This window comes from Rhodococcus sp. EPR-134 (assembly GCF_001647205.1).
GTDB lineage: Bacteria > Actinomycetota > Actinomycetes > Mycobacteriales > Mycobacteriaceae > Rhodococcus_F > Rhodococcus_F qingshengii.
This window is the reverse complement of record NZ_LVCT01000433.1, coordinates 1-17497: the sequence shown is the minus strand read 5'-3', so window position 1 is coordinate 17497 and position 17497 is coordinate 1. Positions and strand designations below refer to the sequence as shown.

Below are 17497 nucleotides of genomic sequence, written 5' to 3'. Positions count from 1 at the left end.
CGCGAACGGGGCTTCGTCCGGTGTCGGGTGAATGCAATTAACCGGACACACGTCAACACACGAGGCGTCGTTGCAGCACGGCTGCGTGATCACATACGCCATGACATTCCCCTATCCCTGAAACACGAAGCTCGAACTGGTTCCCAGACTATAACGTGTTCCAATTTGGCGCGAGAATCGTTTTCAGATCACCCCATTGCGCTTCAGCAGCCACACCGCCTGCACGGTGGCGTGACCTCGCCATTCCAACGCCGCGACGGGCGAATAGCTGTCGAAATCCACCGCCCAACCGCCGTCGCCATGTTGTCGCGCAGCGAGCGCAGACAGTTCGGACTCGATCACTGATGCGTCGAACAACGCGCGGGTCGGGCCGCCGGGAAGCGGTGAGAAATCGAGGGGCCGCATGAATTCGCCCTCGGCTCCCCCGTCCACTTGAACCAAGCCGTCAGCCGGGATACGCGAACCAAGAGTGCTCACCAACGACGACGCTTCGGGACTGTTCCGGTGAACCGCGTCGAGAAACTGCAAGGCAAAGGCCAGCTCGAGGGCATGCAGAGAATCCGCCCCGTCGATCGCGTCGAGGCAATATCGAACGGCAGAGGCGAACCACGGATGTTCGGCGACGGCCTCGTCGAATTCGGCAACGCGAGCCGCTGCAGCACACACGATGCTGGTGATCTGCAACGACGGCGCCAACGAATCCGCATCCACCCAGAAGGGCGCACAACCGGCCGGGTCGGCGATCGGGAAGGCGAACGGCAAACCGCCGTCTGCCAGCGAATTGGTCTGCAACCAGTCGCACAGTTCGACGGCTCTGGGCGTCGGCGTTCCGATGTCGGCAAAGGCTTCGAAGGCGTGCAGCGCGCCGCCAGGTTGGCTCGATGCCGAGCGAAGATCCGGTTCGAGTCCCCAGCCGTACCCACCGTCCGGGTTGCGATAACTGTCCACAGCCGCCAATGCCGCGGTCCGGTCACCCTGTCCGAGAATCAAATTCAGTCGATGCCGATCGAGAGTTCTGGCATGTCCCGCCATGAACCCGACGGCCGCCCTGAGATCAACACTCATGAACGACGACTCAAGATTCGTCGCCGTCGAGCCGGAAGCCGACCTTCAACGTGACCTGGAAATGCGCCACGGCGCCGTTCTCGATGTGACCGCGAGTTTCCACCACCTCGAACCATTCGAGGTTGCGCACCGTCTCGTTCGCCCGGGCGATGGCGGTGCGAATTGCCGCGTCACTGCTCTCGGTGGACGAGCCGACGATCTCGGTCACCCGGTACACGTTGCTGCTCATGGCATTCCCTTCGTGTCAGATTCGACGAACCAACTCCTGCGCCTCGGCACCGAGCCTCGCAAGGCGAAGATCACCGAGAGCTGTCACAGCACTACCCAACCTGTTGGTGGTGAAACCGAGCGAGAGTCCGCTGGACAGGTCCGCATACGCGCCTGAACCGCCGACTCCGTAGTGGCCTATCGCATTCCGCGGCTGCCGCCGCGCGGCAATGATCGGCGGGTGGTAACCGAGAGTCCAGTTGGGCCGCACCGCCAGCACGTAATCCCGATCGCGAGTCTGGATGGTCGACATCTGGTCGATGGTCGATTCCTTCAGGAACCGCTTCCCGTCGATCACGCCGCCGTTCGCGATGGCGCCGTACATCTTCGCGAGAGCACGCGCGCTGAACACTCCGTTCCAGCCCGGCATGACGGCGTCGTGGACAGCCGGGTTGCGCACCATGACGTCGAAACCGTCCGGCATCGCGGCCTCCGCGAGTCCGCGAGTCGGACCGACGTGTGAGAGCACGGTCGACGCGAAGGCCCAGTTCAAGCCGGCAGGGTTGATATGTGGGAACAGCTTCGCGATCCGTGGACGCTCGGTTTCGGGTACGCGGTACCAGAATTCGTCGACTCCGAGGGGCTTCGCTATCTCCGCTTGTACGACGTCGATGAACGGCTGACCGGACACCCTGGCCACAAGTTCGGCTACCAACCAGCCGTAGGTCACAGCGTGATAGCCGGGGCCTCGAAGCCGACGCGGATCCGGTTTCTCGGCAGCCAGGGCGGCAACGACCGCGTCGTAGTCCATCAGGTCGAGGGGATGCGGCATCAAGCCGCGAACTCGGTGAAGGCCCGCGCGATGTGACATCAGTTCACGGACGGTGATCTTGTCCTTGCCGGCCGCCGCGAATTCAGGCCAGTACCGAGCAACCGGGGCGTCGTAGTCGATCAACCCACGTTCGGCGAGTCGGTGAACGACGGTGCTGGCGACGCCTTTGCCGGTCGAGAACGACAGCGACACCGTGTCGTGGTCCCAGCGCCGATCACGATCGGCATTGCCGGCCCAGATGTCGAGAACTTTCTCGCCTCCCAGGTACACGACCAGCGCGCCGCCGCCTTGTTGCGGTTGGCGATACATCGCGAAAAAGCGGTCGGCCAAGGGAAGGAATCGCCGGTCCACGTACAGCTCGGTGCGCGAAGGCACCTCCACCCGGGCGAGCGAACCCCGTCGTGCACTGGGAGTCATCGCGTCCTCCGATCCCCGCTGATCAAGTTGTCCGGTCACCCGATCGGTGGCAGGAGCTTGACACCATTGTGACCACTGTCACGCAAGAGGCTCAGGGCCGGGGTGCCCTCACGGGGTGACCCACGTCGAAGTGCCGTCGCTGAAACATCCCTGACCTGTGGCGATATTGAAAACAAGGGTGGGACCACCTGAGCAGATCGCCCCGACGTCCGCGTCACCCACTGCCGCTCTGCCGCCAGGTCCGCTGAGCACCACGGCAAAGGGTGAGGAGTCGGTGCGACCGAGTGCGAGCGAACCCGGGCCGTACGCGACCGCGGCAAGTAACCCACCGCGCGACTCCGCCGCAGCAACGCCGCCGAAGAGGCCGAGGCCTGCCGACCTGCCGCCGTCTCGAGAATCCGCGACGCCGACGCCGTCGCCCTCGACGTGTGAAATCGCGTAACTGGAGGGATCTGCCACCGCTCGGCATGCGGATGACCCGTCGACGATCGTCTGATCTTGCCCGCGCGCCGAACAATCCAACGTCGCGGCAGACGCTGTTCCGCTACCGAGTGACAATCCGAAGGCGGCAAGAATCACACCGCCCGCCGCTAAGCTTGCTGCTCGCATTTTCCGGCGATCCATATCCAACCCCCACAGTGCATTCGACGTGACCGTACATTCGACGTCTGATCGAATTACCCGATATGTCCGCCTCTGACGCTACCCGTCTTTGTTCTTCCGAGCGCGGTCCTTGCTCGGTTGAACACGTTTGGGTTCACCGGGCATTTTGGGATAGTTCGGCGGGTACGGCAGATCGCCCAGTCCCGCCGCCAGATCCTTCTCCCACATCTCCAACAGAACATCGAGGGCAAAGGCCTTGTCGTGCATGGCTTCCATCGGATCACCACGATCGGCGAGCAAGCCGGGAACCGTGGCGATGGTGCAGTCGTCTGGATGCACGTCGCGCAGTTCGTCCCAGGTCACCGGCGTCGACACAGTTGCGATCGGCGTCTTACGAGCGGAATACGCCGCCGCGATCGTCCGGTCACGGGCATTCTGATTGAAGTCGATGAAGATCCGTTCACCCCGCTCTTCCTTCCACCACGCGGTTGTGGCGCGATCGGCACTACGACGCTCGACTTCACGGGCGAGGGCGATACCCGCGTGGCGGACCTCGACAAAATCCCAGCGCGCCTCGAGCGGGATGTAGACGTGAAGGCCTCGGCCACCGGACGTCTTGGGAAATCCTTCCAATCCCAACTCGGCGAGCAGAGGGCGAAGGACCTCGTCCGCGATGGCAACGGCCTCGTCGAACCCGGTCCCCGGTTGCGGATCGAGATCGATGCGCAGTTCGTCCGGGTGGTCGGTGTCCGGGCACCGCACGGCCCAGGGATGAAACGTGACAGTCCCGAGATTGGCGGCCCACACGATGTTCGCAGCACTTCGCACTCGAAGGACGTCGGCCTTGCGACCCGACGGGAACGTGACCTCGCAGGATTCGACGTGCTCGGGCCGCTTTGCCGGCAGCCGCTTCTGGTAAACCTCTTCGCCCTCGATGCCGTCGGGGAATCGCTGAAGATGCGTGGGCCGATCTTGGAGCGCCCGCAACGCTGCACCCTGCAGCGCCACCGTTCGGTAGTACTCGACAAGATGCCGTTTGGTTCCGCCGTCCTCACCCAACTGCGGATAGTAGATCTTGTCCGGGCTCGACAATCGGACCGCGATCCCGTCGACGTCCAGTTCCTCTGCCGGGCTCGCCATCACTTACCGCCTGCAAGAACATCCGCGAAGTCGTATTGCACCGGAACCTCCAACTGATCGAATGTGCATTCGTCGGGCACCCTGTCCGGACGCCAGCGCAGGAATCGTGCAGCGTGCCGAAAGCGTTCCCCTTCCATCTGGTCGTACGCCACTTCGAGCACCCTCTCAGGACGAAGCGGAATCCAGGAGCGGTCTGCGGCCGATCTCCACCGGCTGGCCTCTCCCTCGGCTACAACGTCGTCCCCGAGGCGCAAAGGTTCGAGTTCGGCCAACAACTCGATCCGCCGCGCCGCGGTGAAAGCAGAAGCGCCACCGACCATCTTCAATTCGGAACCGTCGTACAGACCAAGAAGCATCGACCCGATACCTGGCTGACTCTTGTGGGGACGGTAGCCCAGCAGTACGACATCCGCGGTCCTGGCGTGTTTCACCTTGATCATCTCGCGCTTGTTCGGCAGGTACGGTCCCGCCAGCTTCTTGGCGACAACCCCGTCGAGACCCGCGCCTTCGAAGGTTTCGAACCAGGCCATTGCTTCGGCGCTGTCTGCCGTCGCTGCCGTGACGTGGCAACTCGGCCCGCCACCGATGCAATCGAGGAGCAGCGCACGTCGGACCCCGAAGTCCTCGATCGAGACGTCGCGATCGCCGAGCGCCAGTAAATCGAACCCGACAAATTGCGCTGGCGTCTGTTCCGACAACAATGCGACGCGGCTCGCGGCGGGATGAATCCGCTCGGAGAGCGCTTCCCAACTCAGACGCGTCACACCGTCGATCTCACGGGGAACCACCAGTTCTCCGTCCACGACACATTTTTCGGGCAATTCAGACTTGACAGCTTCCACCGCTTCGGGAAAGTACCGCGCCAGGTCCTTTCCTCCTCGCGATCCGAGCACCACTTCGTCACCGTCACGAAAGATGATTGCTCGAAATCCGTCCCATTTCGGCTCGTACGACCACGTCGGGTCACCGGACTCGGGCTGAGGCGGCACAGTGGCCGCAGCCTTCGCGAGCATCGGGGCGAGCGGCGGCATCAGGGGTAGCTCCACCTACCCATACTGACAGTCCGGTTGGCAATTCGACTACCGATGTATTGGAATAGGTCCCGAACAATCCACGAACCAACAGAACTATCCAAGAATCAACAAAGGGGTCCTTATGTCCGGAATCGTCCGGCGACTTTGCACTGCGGTGATCGCAACTTCTGCAATCGCCGCCTTCACCGTCGGTTGCGGTTCCGACATCGAGCCGAAAGCCATTGCGGAATCATCTTCCTCGGTTGCCGATTCAACCACTACCTCCGCAGCCCCGACCACCTCGAAGATCACCGGCCAGGAGGGCTCGGACGACGGCGGCGACGTCGACATCGACGTGTCGATCGGTGATTGCGTCAAGCTCGGAGGCACCACGACGGCCGCGGAAATCGACAACGCGGACTGCGGTAGCAAGGATTCCAACTACAAGTGGGTCGCCAAGGTTCCCACCTCTGATCTGTGTGCCTCCGATGTCGACTCGTACTACTACGAGACCCTCGCGGGTGACGAGCAGGGCGCTGTCTGTCTCGACGTCGACTGGGTAGTCGGCGGATGCATGGACCTCGGCAGCGGAATGGATGAGCCCGCCCGCATCGAATGCTCGGATACCAGCGGCACCAATGTAGTCGAGGTCGTCGAAATCCTGCAGAACTCCACGTCGATCGACGAATGCGGTTCGGGGGCAGACTCGGGATTCGAGCACCCGGAACGTAAGTTCACGGTCTGCGTCGCAACGCTCTGATTCGAGCGCCCTCCCGAAAAACACCTGTGCGCCTTGCCAACCGATCTCGGTTGGCAAGGCGCACAGCGCTTTCTACAGCCGGCGCTTTCTACAGCCAGCCCCGACGCTTGAAGATCGTGTAGAGACTTCCACAGGTCAGGAACATCATCGAGAGCGCAAACGGATAGCCCAAGTGCCAGTGCAGTTCCGGCATGTCGTCGAAGTTCATCCCGTACACGGTTCCGATGAGCGTCGGCGCGAAGAGAATTGCCGCCCACGCCGAGACCTTCTTGATCTCCTCGTTCTGCGCGTAGCTTGCCTGCGTCAGATTGCGCATCTCCTCGTTCTGGTTCTGCGACACCAGAGTTGCGTTCACCGTGAGGATGTTTCCGAGCAACTGACGAAAGCCGTCGGCCCGCTCCACCACAGTCGTCGCATGGTCGGTGACGTCGCGCAGGTATCGCTGGAGTTCCTCGTCCGTGTGGTACTTGTCGAACCCTGCCGACAACCCACGCAGCATTCCCAGCAGCGGACGCGTCGCCCGCTGGAATTCGATCACCTCACGGGTCAGTTCGTAGATGCGACGCGAAACTCCGGGATCGCCACTGAATACTTCGGTTTCGATCTCGTCGATGTCGTTCTGCAGGCCGGCCACCACCGGTGCGTACCCGTCGACGACTGCGTCGAGAATGGCATAGAGAACGGCCTCGGTACCCAACCGCAACAGGTCAGGATCGTTCTCCATGCGAGTCCGCACCGCCGACAGATCCGGCGATTCACTGTGACGGACGGTCAGAATGAAGTTCGGACCACAGAAGATGTGCAACTCGCCGAATTCGACCCGCTCGGTCTCGTCGCGGTACCGCGCAGCACGCAGGACCACGAACAGTGTCTTGCCGTAGCGCTCGAGCTTGGGGCGCTGGTGCGCGACGATCGCATCCTCGACCGCCAGTTCGTGGAGGTCGAAATGTTGTGCAGCGGCATACAACTGGGCGTCGTCGGGCCGGTACATGCCGATCCACGCCATCGACTGCGAATCCGGAAGGCATGACAGTGCTTCCGCCAGCGTGGACGGTGACGCTATCCGCTCGCCGTCGCGGTACACGCCGCTGTTGACGACGGTCGATTCGACGGGCGCCACCGCCTCGGGCGGGGCAGCCTTGACGACGGTGCGTGCGGCACGCGAGTGTCCGGGATGTGAGTCACCGAGCCCCGCGGAACGACGCGGCAGTACCGAACGTGAACGACGAAATTCGCGCATGCTGAACAGCTTTCGAGGGAAGAGTGAACGACGACGCTTGCTTCACAGCAAAGCCGAAGCCGATGAACACACGATGAAGCTGCAGCAAAATACCGGATCAACCCGGGCGGCTACAGCTTCAGTTGGTACTCGGAGGTTGGCCACGCATTACAGCCACACCTCCTCTTCCCTGAATTCCTACGCAAGTCCGCGCACGACGCCAACATGCTACCCCGACTGTCAGAGCACGACAAACCGAACGACAAGCCGCAGGACAGCACGAACCGGTCGGAGGAAACCCGCTCGACGAATGCAGCTTTCAGTCAGTTCGCAGCGCGCAATCCGCCGATCAACAGTTCGACGATCTGGTCCGCCAACGACTCCGTCTCCGCCAACGTCTGCCCTTCACGCCTTCGGTACCAGAGGTCGATGCCGTTGAGACTGCTGAGGAGGACTTTTGCCGCCATTCGAGGTGAGCCCGCACGAATGGAACCATCCGCGACACCTTCGGTCATCACGTCGACGAACAGATTCTCGTAATCGAGTCGCAGCGAATTCAGTTCCACGAGGACTTGCTGTTGTCTCGGTTTGAGCGCGGAGTTCATCTGGCCCCGGACGCCTTGGTGGATTGTGTGGTGGTACCCGAGATGTGTCATGAGATTGACCAGGTGGGCGTGCGACATCGCTTCGAGACGCGCGAGGCCGCTTTCTGCCCCGCCCATCCGAGACTCGACCTCAGCGCGGAGCAGGCTCATCCCGCGCTCGTATATTGCCAGGTAGATGTCGAACTTGGAACGAAAGTGGTAGTAGACAAGACCTTTGGTGGCGCCGATTCGATCGGCCAGTAAATCTACAGTCGTGGCTGCGTAACCGTCTTCGGCAAAGGCGTCGGCGGCGCTGGTGATGATCGCGGATCGCACGTCCGGAAGATCACTACTCATTCGACTTCCACTCCCATTCACACTGCCTGCCGGCCCTTGACTGTTTCCACGCCATCGCATAGTAATACTGAGTAGTATCCCAGATCAGAGAGGTTTTCCAATGTCGTTGGATTTTTCCGGCAAGGTAGCGATCATCACGGGCGCAGGCGGCGGACTCGGCCGTTCACACGCATTGGCCCTCGCCGCACGCGGCGCACGCGTCGTCGTCAACGACATGGGTGGCTCGGTCAACGGCAGTGGCGGCGCTGATACCGCAGCAGCCAAAGTAGTGGCGGAAATCGTCGAGCTGGGCGGCGAGGCCATCGCGGACCACTGCGACATCACCGACGTCGACGCCGTTGCCGCCATGGTCGCGACGGCCGTGGACAAGTGGGGCCGCGTGGACATCCTGATCAACAACGCCGGAATCCTGCGCGACAAGTCGTTCATCAAGGCCGAGCTCGACGACTTCCGCAAAGTCATCGACGTGCATCTGATGGGTTCCGTCATCTGTTCCAAGGCAGTCTGGCCGCACATGGTCGAACAGAACTACGGACGCATCCTCATGACTACGTCGGCATCGGGAATTTACGGCAACTTCGGCCAGGCGAACTACGGCGCCGCGAAGTCCGGCGTCGTCGGCCTGATGAACGTTCTCGCCATCGAGGGCGAACGCAAGGGCATCCGCGTCAACTCGCTGGCCCCGACCGCCGCGACCCGCATGACCGAAGACCTCCTCGACGAGAAGACTCTCGCTCTGCTTGCACCCGAATCGATTTCACCCGGCGCACTGTTCATGGTCTCCGATGACGCACCGACGAAGACCATCCTCAGCGCCGGCGCCGGCGTCTTCGCGATCGCTCGCATGGAAGAGTCGCAGGGCGTCTACATCCCCGAAGGCGCACTCTCCCCCGAGGTCGTCGCCGAACGGTGGTCCGAGATCAGTGACATGACCGATTCCGTCCAGGTGCCCGCGGCGTTCGATCAGACCCGCCGGTTCGTCGAGAAGGCCGTGGCGGAGCAGCCCAGCAACTGAGCAGGGCAACCAGACAACTGATCGACCCCGCTCCCCCTAAGGTGTGGTGGTGACCACACCTACGGGAGTATCGATCGTCGACATCGTCGACAGACTGGGAATGACGTTCCTCAGCGGTGGCGACACCGTCGACGGCGCCCGCACTGTCAGCCGCGTGACCCTGCACGAAGGGTCCGAAGCTACCCAGGACAGTGCGGGCGCCGTCGTACTCGGCGCAGGTCTCGCAGGTTCGGCCGATATCGCAACGGCGGTAAGAGAATACGGCTCGGCAGGTGCGGTAGCGCTGATCGTCAAAGAGCCCCTGGACTTCGACGGCCTCGTCGAGAAAGCGGTGGCCGACACCGACGTCGCACTCCTCGGAATGGTCAAGGATGCAAGCTGGCTGCAAAGCGCGTCGTTGATCAACGAGATCCTCGAATCCGGCAACAACGGGGACCGCACGTCGGCCGCCGACGCCGACCTGTTCGATCTTGCCAACTCTATCGCTCAGGTATTGAACGGCCCGGTCACCATCGAGAATCAGTCGAGCCGGATCCTCGCGTTCTCGGCGGATCAAGCCTTCGGCGACGAGGCACGTAAGCAGAGTGTCCTCGGACATCAAGTGCCGCAGCACTATTCCGATCGGCTCAGGTCAATGGGGTATTTCAACAAGATCTACGGCTCTACCCTGCCGGTATTTCTACCGGGTATCGGGCCGGGCATCAGGCCCCGCGTCGGCATGCGAATACATGCGGCATCGCAGATCCTCGGTTCGATCTGGGTGATCTTGGACGAGGAGCCGAACGAATTGCAGGTCAAAACGCTCGTCGAGGCGGCGGGCGTGGCCGCGATGAGTTTGCTTCGCGCCAAGCTGGCAGCCGATTCCGCACGACGGCTGAGGTTGGGCGAGGTGATCACGTTACTGAGTGGCGGCACTTCAGCCAAGGAAGCGGCCGAGCGACTGGGCTACGGCCGCTCGAAGGCAAACGTACTTGCGGCCGGCTTCCGTGGCGGCGCCGGCGCGTCGTTGGAGGCCGAAGCCGACGTCGATCAACTGGCCCTGACACTCAATACCTATCTCCACCAGGTATTTCCACTGTCGGTGGCGGCAGCGATCGGCGGCACCGTCTACGCCGTCATCCCGCACACCCGGCATCAGACCGACGACGACTACGTGCGCCGGATCGCGTCGGAGTTCGCAGACCGTTCCCGTTCGGAGAAGTCGGTGGTCATCGGAATCGGTGCAACGGTGACCGACGTGATGACGCTGGAGAAGTCACGCGACGAAGCCGACCGAGCGCTTCGCGTTCTGAGGTCGACGTGGAATTCCTCGGGCCGGACCGTCGCGCGTGCCGACGACGTGCAGATCAATTCCCTGCTTCTACGCCTCTCCGACGCCCTGGCTGACGAGAACGAGACCGCGTCGGGTCCACTCGCCGTTCTACGCGAATACGACCGCACGCACGACATTAACCTCGTCGACACACTCCGCGCCTGGCTCGACACGTTCGGTGACATTCCGGCGGCTGCGTCCTTGGTTCACATCCACGTCAACACATTCCGGTACCGCCTCAAGAAGCTTGCCGGAATTGCCGGCATCGATCTCGACGACCCCGAGACGCGATTCAGTCTGATGCTCCAGATTCGTCTCTTTTATCCGGCGACGTCGTAGCGATCTACCAAATCTCACGGAACCTTCGTAAATTCGGACGATGCTCTCCTTCTTTTGTTGGGTGAAGATTCATGCAATCGTCTTTTGCTCCCCACTCGACAGACCTCGCGTCGTTCGGGTCGGGACTTCATCTCCCGGAGGCACCATGAAACAACGGTCCTACGCACTACTGGCCGCGGCAACCGGCACTGTCCTTGCCCTGACCGCATGCTCGTCGGGTGGATCATCAGGTTCGGGTGGGGGTGAGCCGCTCACCGACGGCACCTTCAAGTTTGCACTCGTGGCCGACCCCGGCGCTCTGAATCCGCTGATGACTGCCGCTTCACCGGCACACGCACTGGCACGTCTGAGCTACGACTATCTGCTCAACCCAGATCCCGATACCGGCGTCACCAAGCCGTGGCTCGCCGAAAAATGGGAAGAGACAACTACTTCCGCGTCGTTCACCATTCGCGACGGCGTCACCTGTACCGACGGATCCGCTCTGACTGCCCAGACCGTCGCCGACACCGTCAACTTCATCACGAACGCCGCAAACAAATCCGCTCTCCGCGGGGTGTACGCACCGGCAACTGCAACTGCCAACGCCGACCTGGCAACACGGACAGTGACTGTTACGACTCCGGAGCCCTCGCCCTTCCTGCTCCTCAATCTGGCGCGGATTCCGATCATGTGCGAGGCAGGGTTGAAGGATCCGACGGCGGCAAACAAGACGACCTTCGGATCGGGCATGTTCCAGATGACCGAGGCAGTCGCCAACGATCATTACTCCTACGTTCGGCGCGACGGATACAACTGGGGACCTGACGACACCACCTCCGACACTGCCGGAGTGCCCAAGAATGTCGTCGCGTCCATCGTGACCAATACGAGTACGTCTGCGAATCAGCTGTTGTCCGGTGATCTGAATGCCGCCGCCGTCTCCGGCGCCGATCAGGACCGATTGAATGCCGCGAACCTGAACACGGTCAAGCAGCCGGCTCCGGCAGGCGAGATGTTCTTCAATCACAGCCCGGGTAATCCGACCAGCGATCCGGCCGTGCGCAAAGCCCTTGTCCAGGCGCTCAATCTCGACGACCTCGCCGAGATCTTCACCGCCGGCCGCGGAACCCGGTCTACCACGATGGTGTCCATCGAACCGAGGGCCTGCATCTACGACTCTGTCGCCGGAAACCTGCCGGCCTTCGATCCCAGCGCAGCCGCAGAAACTCTCGAATCAGCGGGCTGGAAAATCGGTGCCGACGGTAAGCGCAGCAAGGACGGCACACCGCTCCGACTTCGGATGGTCTACGAAACGTTCGGTGACTCGACCGATGCTGCTGCCGACGTCGCACTCAACGCTTGGAACAATCTGGGCGCAACTGTCGAACTCACCAGCGGAGACTCGAACAAGATCCTCGATGTAGCACTCAGCGGTAAGGACAACACCGCGTGGGATGTTGCGTGGGAGCCGATCAACGTCGCGCTGCCCAGCATGCTCGTACCCTTCCTCTCCGGTCCGGTGCCAGCTGCGGGACTCAATTTCTCGTCGATCTCCAACCCGGCCTACGACGCAGCCGTCGCCAAGGCTTCGGGACTGACCGGCGAGGATGCTTGTGCCGCTTGGGCAGACGCCGAATCAGAGATCATCAAAGCAAACTCCGCGGTACCTTTTGCCGACAAGATCACGACTCTCTACTTCAACAATGCGGGTCTCGCATTCGGCCGTAATTTCACCGGTTCGGCCCTGCGCCTGTACCAGTAGACCGCCGGTAGCGACCGGGGAAATCGTCGTGTTTCGCCGGTCGCTGTCGGTATACGGACAGGTATTCACTGATCCTGACGGTTTTCGTGGGAGCGGACGAAAATCGACCCGATTTTCGTGAGGATCGACAGAGATGCGCGTCACGTCATGCGCCAAGATTTAGCAGTCAACACTCAACCGCGCCCTCACGTTTTTCGCTCGGGCCCCTGCTCCATCACGGAGGCACCATGAAACACCGCTTCTATCCAACACTTGCGGCAGCCGCAGGGCTCACGCTTGTGTTGTCTGCTTGTGGCTCGGGAGGCACGTCCTCGGGCGCCAGTGGCGGTGAACCGGCCACCGACGGGACCTTCCGTTTCGCCCTGCAGGCCGATCCGGGTGCACTCAACCCGATCATGTCGGCCGCCTCGGCGACCGCCGAGTTGTCGCGTTTGGCGTACGACTACCTGATCTACCAGGATCCCGATACCAGTGAAGTCGGACCGTGGTTGGCGGAGAAGTGGGAGGAGACCCCGACCTCGGCGTCCTTCACCATCCGTGACGGGGTGACCTGTACCGACGGATCGACGCTGACACCGCAGACCGTCGCGGACAACATCAACTTCGTGGCCAACCCGGACAACGGTTCTCAGTTGCGCGGGTCCTCCGTACCGACCGGCGCCACTGCGACTGCCGATCCGGCAACGCGCAGTGTCACGGTGACCACTCCGGCGCCGAGCCCGTTCCTTCTTCTCAACGTCGGTCGCCTGCCGATCCTGTGCGAGGCCGGATTGAAAGATCCGACAGCGTCGAACAAGAAGTCGCTCGGCACCGGCATGTTCGAAGTCACCGAAGTTGCCGCCAACGACCACTACACGTTCCAGCGTCGCGAGGGCTACAACTGGGGCCCCGACGGCACGACCTCCGACACCCCGGGCGTCCCCAAGACGGTCGTCGCCGCCATGTCGCCGAACGTGAGCACCGCCGCAAATCAGCTGCTCTCGGGTGAACTCAACGCAGCTCCGATCGCCGGTCCGGACAAGGACCGCGTCGCGGCAGCCAATCTGGACTCCGTCGGTCGGCCACTGCCGGCAGGCCAGATGTACTTCAACCAGATCGCGAGTAATCCCACCAGCGATCCCGCAGTGCGCAAGGCCCTGATCCAAGCGGTCGATCTCGACGACCTCACTCAGGTCATCACCGCCGGACACGGGGTCCGGGCAACCAGCCTCGTCGCCGTCGAACCGCGCGCCTGCGTTTACGACTCTGTCGCAGGCAACATTCCGGACTTCGACCTCACTGCCGCCAAGGCAACACTGGACGGCGCTGGTTGGACCGCCGGCGCTGACGGCAAGCGAAGCAAGGATGGCAAGCCGCTCAATCTCCGTCTCGTGTACGACGGCACCGACGATCCGCGCAACGCGGCGGCCGAACTTGCTCAGTCGGCGTGGTCCGAACTCGGCGCAAACGTCGAGGTGACCGGGGGCGACTCGAACAAGATCATCGACGTCATTCTGAGCGGCAAGGACAACTCTGCCTGGGACATCGCCTGGGTCCAGGTCAACTCCTCGCTGCCCAGCACCTTCACTGCGTACTTTGCCGGGCCGGTTCCCGCAGCAGGCAAGAACTTCGGATCGGTCAGCAACCCCGCCTACGAAGCAGCAGCCACCAAGGCTTCCGGTCTGACCGGTAGCGACGCTTGTGACGCCTGGGCCGACGCCGAGTCGGAGCTCACCAAGACGATCGCGGCCGTGCCCTTCGCAGACTCCGTCATGAACGTGTACTTCAACAAGGCCGGACTCTCATTCGGCAAGTCGCTCAACGGTTCTGCGCTGCGTCTCTACCAGTAGGCCGTCCGCCCACTCTGAAATATCTTCCCGCCCCAGCATCCCGCCCTCCGGAAAGACAGCCCATGAGTCAAACTATTGAAGCCGCGAAACCAGAAGCGGCGCCTCAGGCTCGAGCAAAGTGGCTCGAGTCCGACAGCTGGCCCGCATATCTTCTGCGTCGTTTCGGCACCTTCGTGATTTCACTCTGGGCGCTGGTGACTGCGGCGTTCCTGATGCTCCAACTGATTCCGGGAGACCCGGTTCGGTTGGCACTGGGAATGAACGCACCGGTCGAACTGGTCGAGACAACGAGGTCTCAGCTCGGTTACGATCTTCCCTTGTGGCAGCAGTACTTCCGATTCGTCGGCGGGTTGCTGAGCGGGAATCCCGGTGACTCGATCACCTTGAGGACTCCGGTCTTCGAGGTGATAGCGTCCCGCCTACCGGCAACACTCGAACTGGCTGTACTCACAGTCGTCACGGTGCTGCTAGTGGGCATTCCGATCGGCCTCATCTTCGCTGCACTGACCCGCAACGGTCGACGACGCGGAGTCGAGATCGGTTACACCGCAACGTCGGGCACCATCGCCGTGATCCCCGAGTTCATGTTCGGTACGGCGCTGGTCTACCTCTTTGCCGTCACGTTCCCTGTTCTGCCCGTCGCCGGCCGAGGTGGACCGGAAAGCTACATCCTCCCGGTCGCGGCCATGTCGATCGGTGCCATCGCCTCGATGTCGCGCATCGTCCGTGCAGAGGCGCTCGGCGTGTTGGACATGGACTACATCCGTACGGCGCGCGCCAAGCGAATGCCCGTGGCACGAATCTACTTCCGTCATGCAATGCCCAACCTCATGACGTCGACGCTGACGCTCGCCGGACTCCTCCTGGGTGGTCTGATTGCCGGCACCGTGCTCATCGAGAGCATCTTCGCCTGGCCCGGCATGGGCATGGCGCTGGTCAAGTCCATCACCGAGAAGGACTACCCGCTCGCCCAGACACTGGTCGTGATCTACGGCGCCATCGTCCTTCTCATCAATTTCATCGTCGACGTGGTGCTCGCTCTCATCGACCCACGATCCACAATTCGGGAGAACTGAGTTGAGCACCTCACCTACGTCCCCCACTGCGGCCCCCAAGACGCCCCCGCGACGACACTGGATCGTCGGAACGTTCCGCACCCCATTGGGAATCCTGGCCCTCACCTTCCTGACCGCTCTGATCGCCCTCGTCATCTTCGGACCGATGATCTGGGGTGACGCCGCTGTCGCGGCCAACCCGAAGGCACTGTCTCAGGGACCGAGTTCCGAGCACATCTTCGGCACCGACGCCGGCGGGCGTGACGTCTTCGCCCGCACGATGACCGCCGCGAGACTGTCGGTGCTCATGGCTCTCGGAGCCGTCGCACTCGGTGTCACAATTGGCCTGATACTCGGTACGCTCCCGACGCTCGCTCCCCGCTGGGTCGGACGAATGGTCGTGGCATTCCTCAACTTCGCCATCGCATTCCCCGGACTGCTCCTCGCGATCTTCCTGTTGGTCGTTCTCGGACAGGGTGCTGGCAGCGCGGTGATCGCCATCGGCCTCGCCCTGGCCTCGCCGTTCGCGAGGTTGACGTACGCACTGGCTTCGTCGGTCAACGGACGCGACTTCATCGACGCAGCACGCATCCTCGGGGTTACCAAGCCGGGGCTGCTGTTCCGTCACATTCTCCCCAATATCCGTGAACCACTCATCGTCAATGCCAGCATCGCTGTCGGCAGCGGCCTGGTGGTCTTCGCCGGACTCTCGTTCCTCGGCTTGGGCATTCAGCCGCCTGCATTCGACTGGGGCCGGATGCTCAACGAAGGTCTGTCGAAGATCTTCGTCAACCCGGCCACCGCACTCGCCCCCGGCATCGCCGTCGTGCTCGCCGGCTTGACCTTCACGCTGCTCGGCGAGGCCATTGCTCGCGGCGCGGGAGTTCGCAGTCCGATCAGCAGTCGCCTGCCGAAGTGGAAGCCGATCAACCGGAAAACTGCCCAGGCCGATTCGGCGCCCACCGACGAAGACGCGGTACTGACCGTCCGCAACATGTCCGTCGCAGTCCCCGCGGGTGACGACTGGCGTCGCCCCGTCGACAACATCAGTTTTACAGTTCACCGCGGCGAAACCGTGGGCATCGTCGGTGAATCCGGGTCCGGAAAGTCACTGAGTTGCATGGCAATTGCGCAGCTGACCGACCACCCCACCGTGGTCGACGCCGGGCTCATCGAGTTCGACGGCACCGTGCTGATGAAGGACGGCAAGCGGCCGGACGACGCGGCTTCGCGCAAGGTTGCCCGCCAACTCGGCACACGTATGGCGATGGTGTTCCAGGATCCGATGTCGTCCATGAATCCGTCTCTCAAGGTCGGATACCAGGTCGCCGAGATCGGTTGGCTCCACGAAGGTATGAGCAAGGCCGACGCGAAGAAGGCGGCAGTCGAGCGACTGAACGCCGTCAAGATCCCCGACGCGCCCAGGCGTGCGAAGCAGTACCCCCACGAGTTCTCCGGCGGTATGCGTCAGCGCGCGATGATCGCCATGGGTCTGATGGGTAAGCCCGCTCTGATCATCGCGGACGAACCCACCACTGCGCTCGACGTGACCGTTCAGCGTGAGGTCCTCGGGCTGCTCCACGAGGTTCGCGAAGAAACCGGCGCCGCAATCCTTCTCATCTCGCACGACATGGCCGTCATCACCGGCATGTGCACCCGTGTCCTCGTCATGTTTGCCGGCGAAATCGTCGAAGACATCGCAGTCGACGATCTGATTGCCGGCCGTGCAAAGCATCCGTACACCCGCGCGCTGATCGCCGCGGTCCCCACCATGAGCACCGATCGCGACAAGCCGCTTGCCACCGTCGACGAAGCCTGGCAGGTGGAGAGCCTCGACGCCGAGGAGAGCACCGCCGACATCGAGTTGGAAGAACTGTTGGCTGTTGCAGAGGAGATCCGATGAGCAGACTCGAATTCCGTGACGTCAACGTCCACCTCGGTAGCGGTTCGAAAAAATTCCACGCCGTCAAGAACATCAATCTCGACATCCCCTCCGGATCGGTGGT

The 17497-nt window shown here is 62.4% G+C and carries 15 protein-coding genes; 7 read left to right on the top strand and 8 right to left on the bottom strand.

The window, feature by feature from the left end:
* Positions 1-183 precede the first annotated feature (183 nt).
* From A2J01_RS20085 to A2J01_RS20060, 6 genes are all read right to left on the bottom strand, one after another.
* Positions 184-1065: a hypothetical protein gene (locus A2J01_RS20085; RefSeq protein WP_064113416.1), complete on the bottom strand. Its 882-nt coding sequence runs from the start codon at positions 1063-1065 to the stop codon at positions 184-186.
* Positions 1066-1075: 10 nt separating this feature from the next.
* Entirely contained in the window at positions 1076-1294 is a 219-nt protein-coding gene (locus A2J01_RS20080) for a dodecin (protein WP_003939815.1), read from the bottom strand.
* 15 nt (positions 1295-1309) lie between these two features.
* Positions 1310-2521 (bottom strand): serine hydrolase domain-containing protein, encoded by a 1212-nt coding sequence (locus A2J01_RS20075; RefSeq protein ID WP_003940004.1) that lies wholly within the window; start codon positions 2519-2521, stop codon positions 1310-1312.
* A 108-nt stretch (positions 2522-2629) separates the two neighbouring features.
* Complete coding sequence (locus A2J01_RS20070; protein WP_039973227.1) at positions 2630-3145, bottom strand: DUF6764 family protein; 516 nt, start codon at positions 3143-3145, stop codon at positions 2630-2632.
* 78 nt (positions 3146-3223) lie between these two features.
* On the bottom strand, positions 3224-4264 hold the full coding sequence (gene ligD / locus A2J01_RS20065; protein WP_064113415.1) for a non-homologous end-joining DNA ligase: 1041 nt from the start codon (positions 4262-4264) through the stop codon (positions 3224-3226).
* A complete protein-coding gene (locus A2J01_RS20060) occupies positions 4264-5310 on the bottom strand; it encodes an ATP-dependent DNA ligase (RefSeq protein ID WP_064113414.1) in 1047 nt (348 codons plus the stop codon). The genes ligD and A2J01_RS20060 overlap by 1 nt, the downstream gene beginning before the upstream one ends.
* Positions 5311-5419: 109 nt before the next feature.
* On the opposite strand from A2J01_RS20060, the gene lppU reads away from it, so the two are divergent.
* The gene (gene lppU / locus A2J01_RS20055) at positions 5420-6037 is read left to right on the top strand and encodes an LppU family putative lipoprotein (RefSeq protein WP_064113413.1); all 618 of its coding nucleotides are present in this window, start codon (positions 5420-5422) and stop codon (positions 6035-6037) included.
* A gap of 88 nt (positions 6038-6125) precedes the next feature.
* Here lppU and A2J01_RS20050 read toward each other — a convergent pair whose 3' ends face one another.
* Together A2J01_RS20050 and A2J01_RS20045 are read right to left on the bottom strand one after the other, a co-directional pair.
* Positions 6126-7277: a magnesium and cobalt transport protein CorA gene (locus A2J01_RS20050; RefSeq protein ID WP_007731382.1), complete on the bottom strand. Its 1152-nt coding sequence runs from the start codon at positions 7275-7277 to the stop codon at positions 6126-6128.
* Positions 7278-7579: 302 nt separating this feature from the next.
* The gene (locus A2J01_RS20045; RefSeq protein WP_007731377.1) at positions 7580-8197 is read right to left on the bottom strand and encodes a TetR/AcrR family transcriptional regulator; all 618 of its coding nucleotides are present in this window, start codon (positions 8195-8197) and stop codon (positions 7580-7582) included.
* Between the two features lie 100 nt (positions 8198-8297).
* Here A2J01_RS20045 and A2J01_RS20040 point away from each other — a divergent pair, with 100 nt between their 5' ends.
* From A2J01_RS20040 to A2J01_RS20015, 6 genes are all read left to right on the top strand, one after another.
* Positions 8298-9212, top strand: a complete 915-nt coding sequence (locus A2J01_RS20040; RefSeq protein WP_007731375.1) for an SDR family NAD(P)-dependent oxidoreductase — start codon at positions 8298-8300, stop codon at positions 9210-9212.
* 49 nt (positions 9213-9261) lie between these two features.
* A complete protein-coding gene (locus A2J01_RS20035) occupies positions 9262-10863 on the top strand; it encodes a PucR family transcriptional regulator (protein ID WP_003939694.1) in 1602 nt (533 codons plus the stop codon).
* Positions 10864-11008: 145 nt separating this feature from the next.
* Entirely contained in the window at positions 11009-12607 is a 1599-nt protein-coding gene (locus A2J01_RS20030; protein WP_003940579.1) for an ABC transporter substrate-binding protein, read from the top strand.
* Between the two features lie 227 nt (positions 12608-12834).
* Positions 12835-14436 (top strand): ABC transporter substrate-binding protein, encoded by a 1602-nt coding sequence (locus tag A2J01_RS20025; protein WP_003940335.1) that lies wholly within the window; start codon positions 12835-12837, stop codon positions 14434-14436.
* A gap of 62 nt (positions 14437-14498) precedes the next feature.
* Complete coding sequence (locus A2J01_RS20020; protein ID WP_003940249.1) at positions 14499-15512, top strand: ABC transporter permease; 1014 nt, start codon at positions 14499-14501, stop codon at positions 15510-15512.
* Between the two features lies 1 nt (position 15513).
* Positions 15514-17394 (top strand): dipeptide/oligopeptide/nickel ABC transporter permease/ATP-binding protein, encoded by a 1881-nt coding sequence (locus A2J01_RS20015; protein ID WP_231915849.1) that lies wholly within the window; start codon positions 15514-15516, stop codon positions 17392-17394.
* Positions 17395-17497 lie beyond the last annotated feature (103 nt).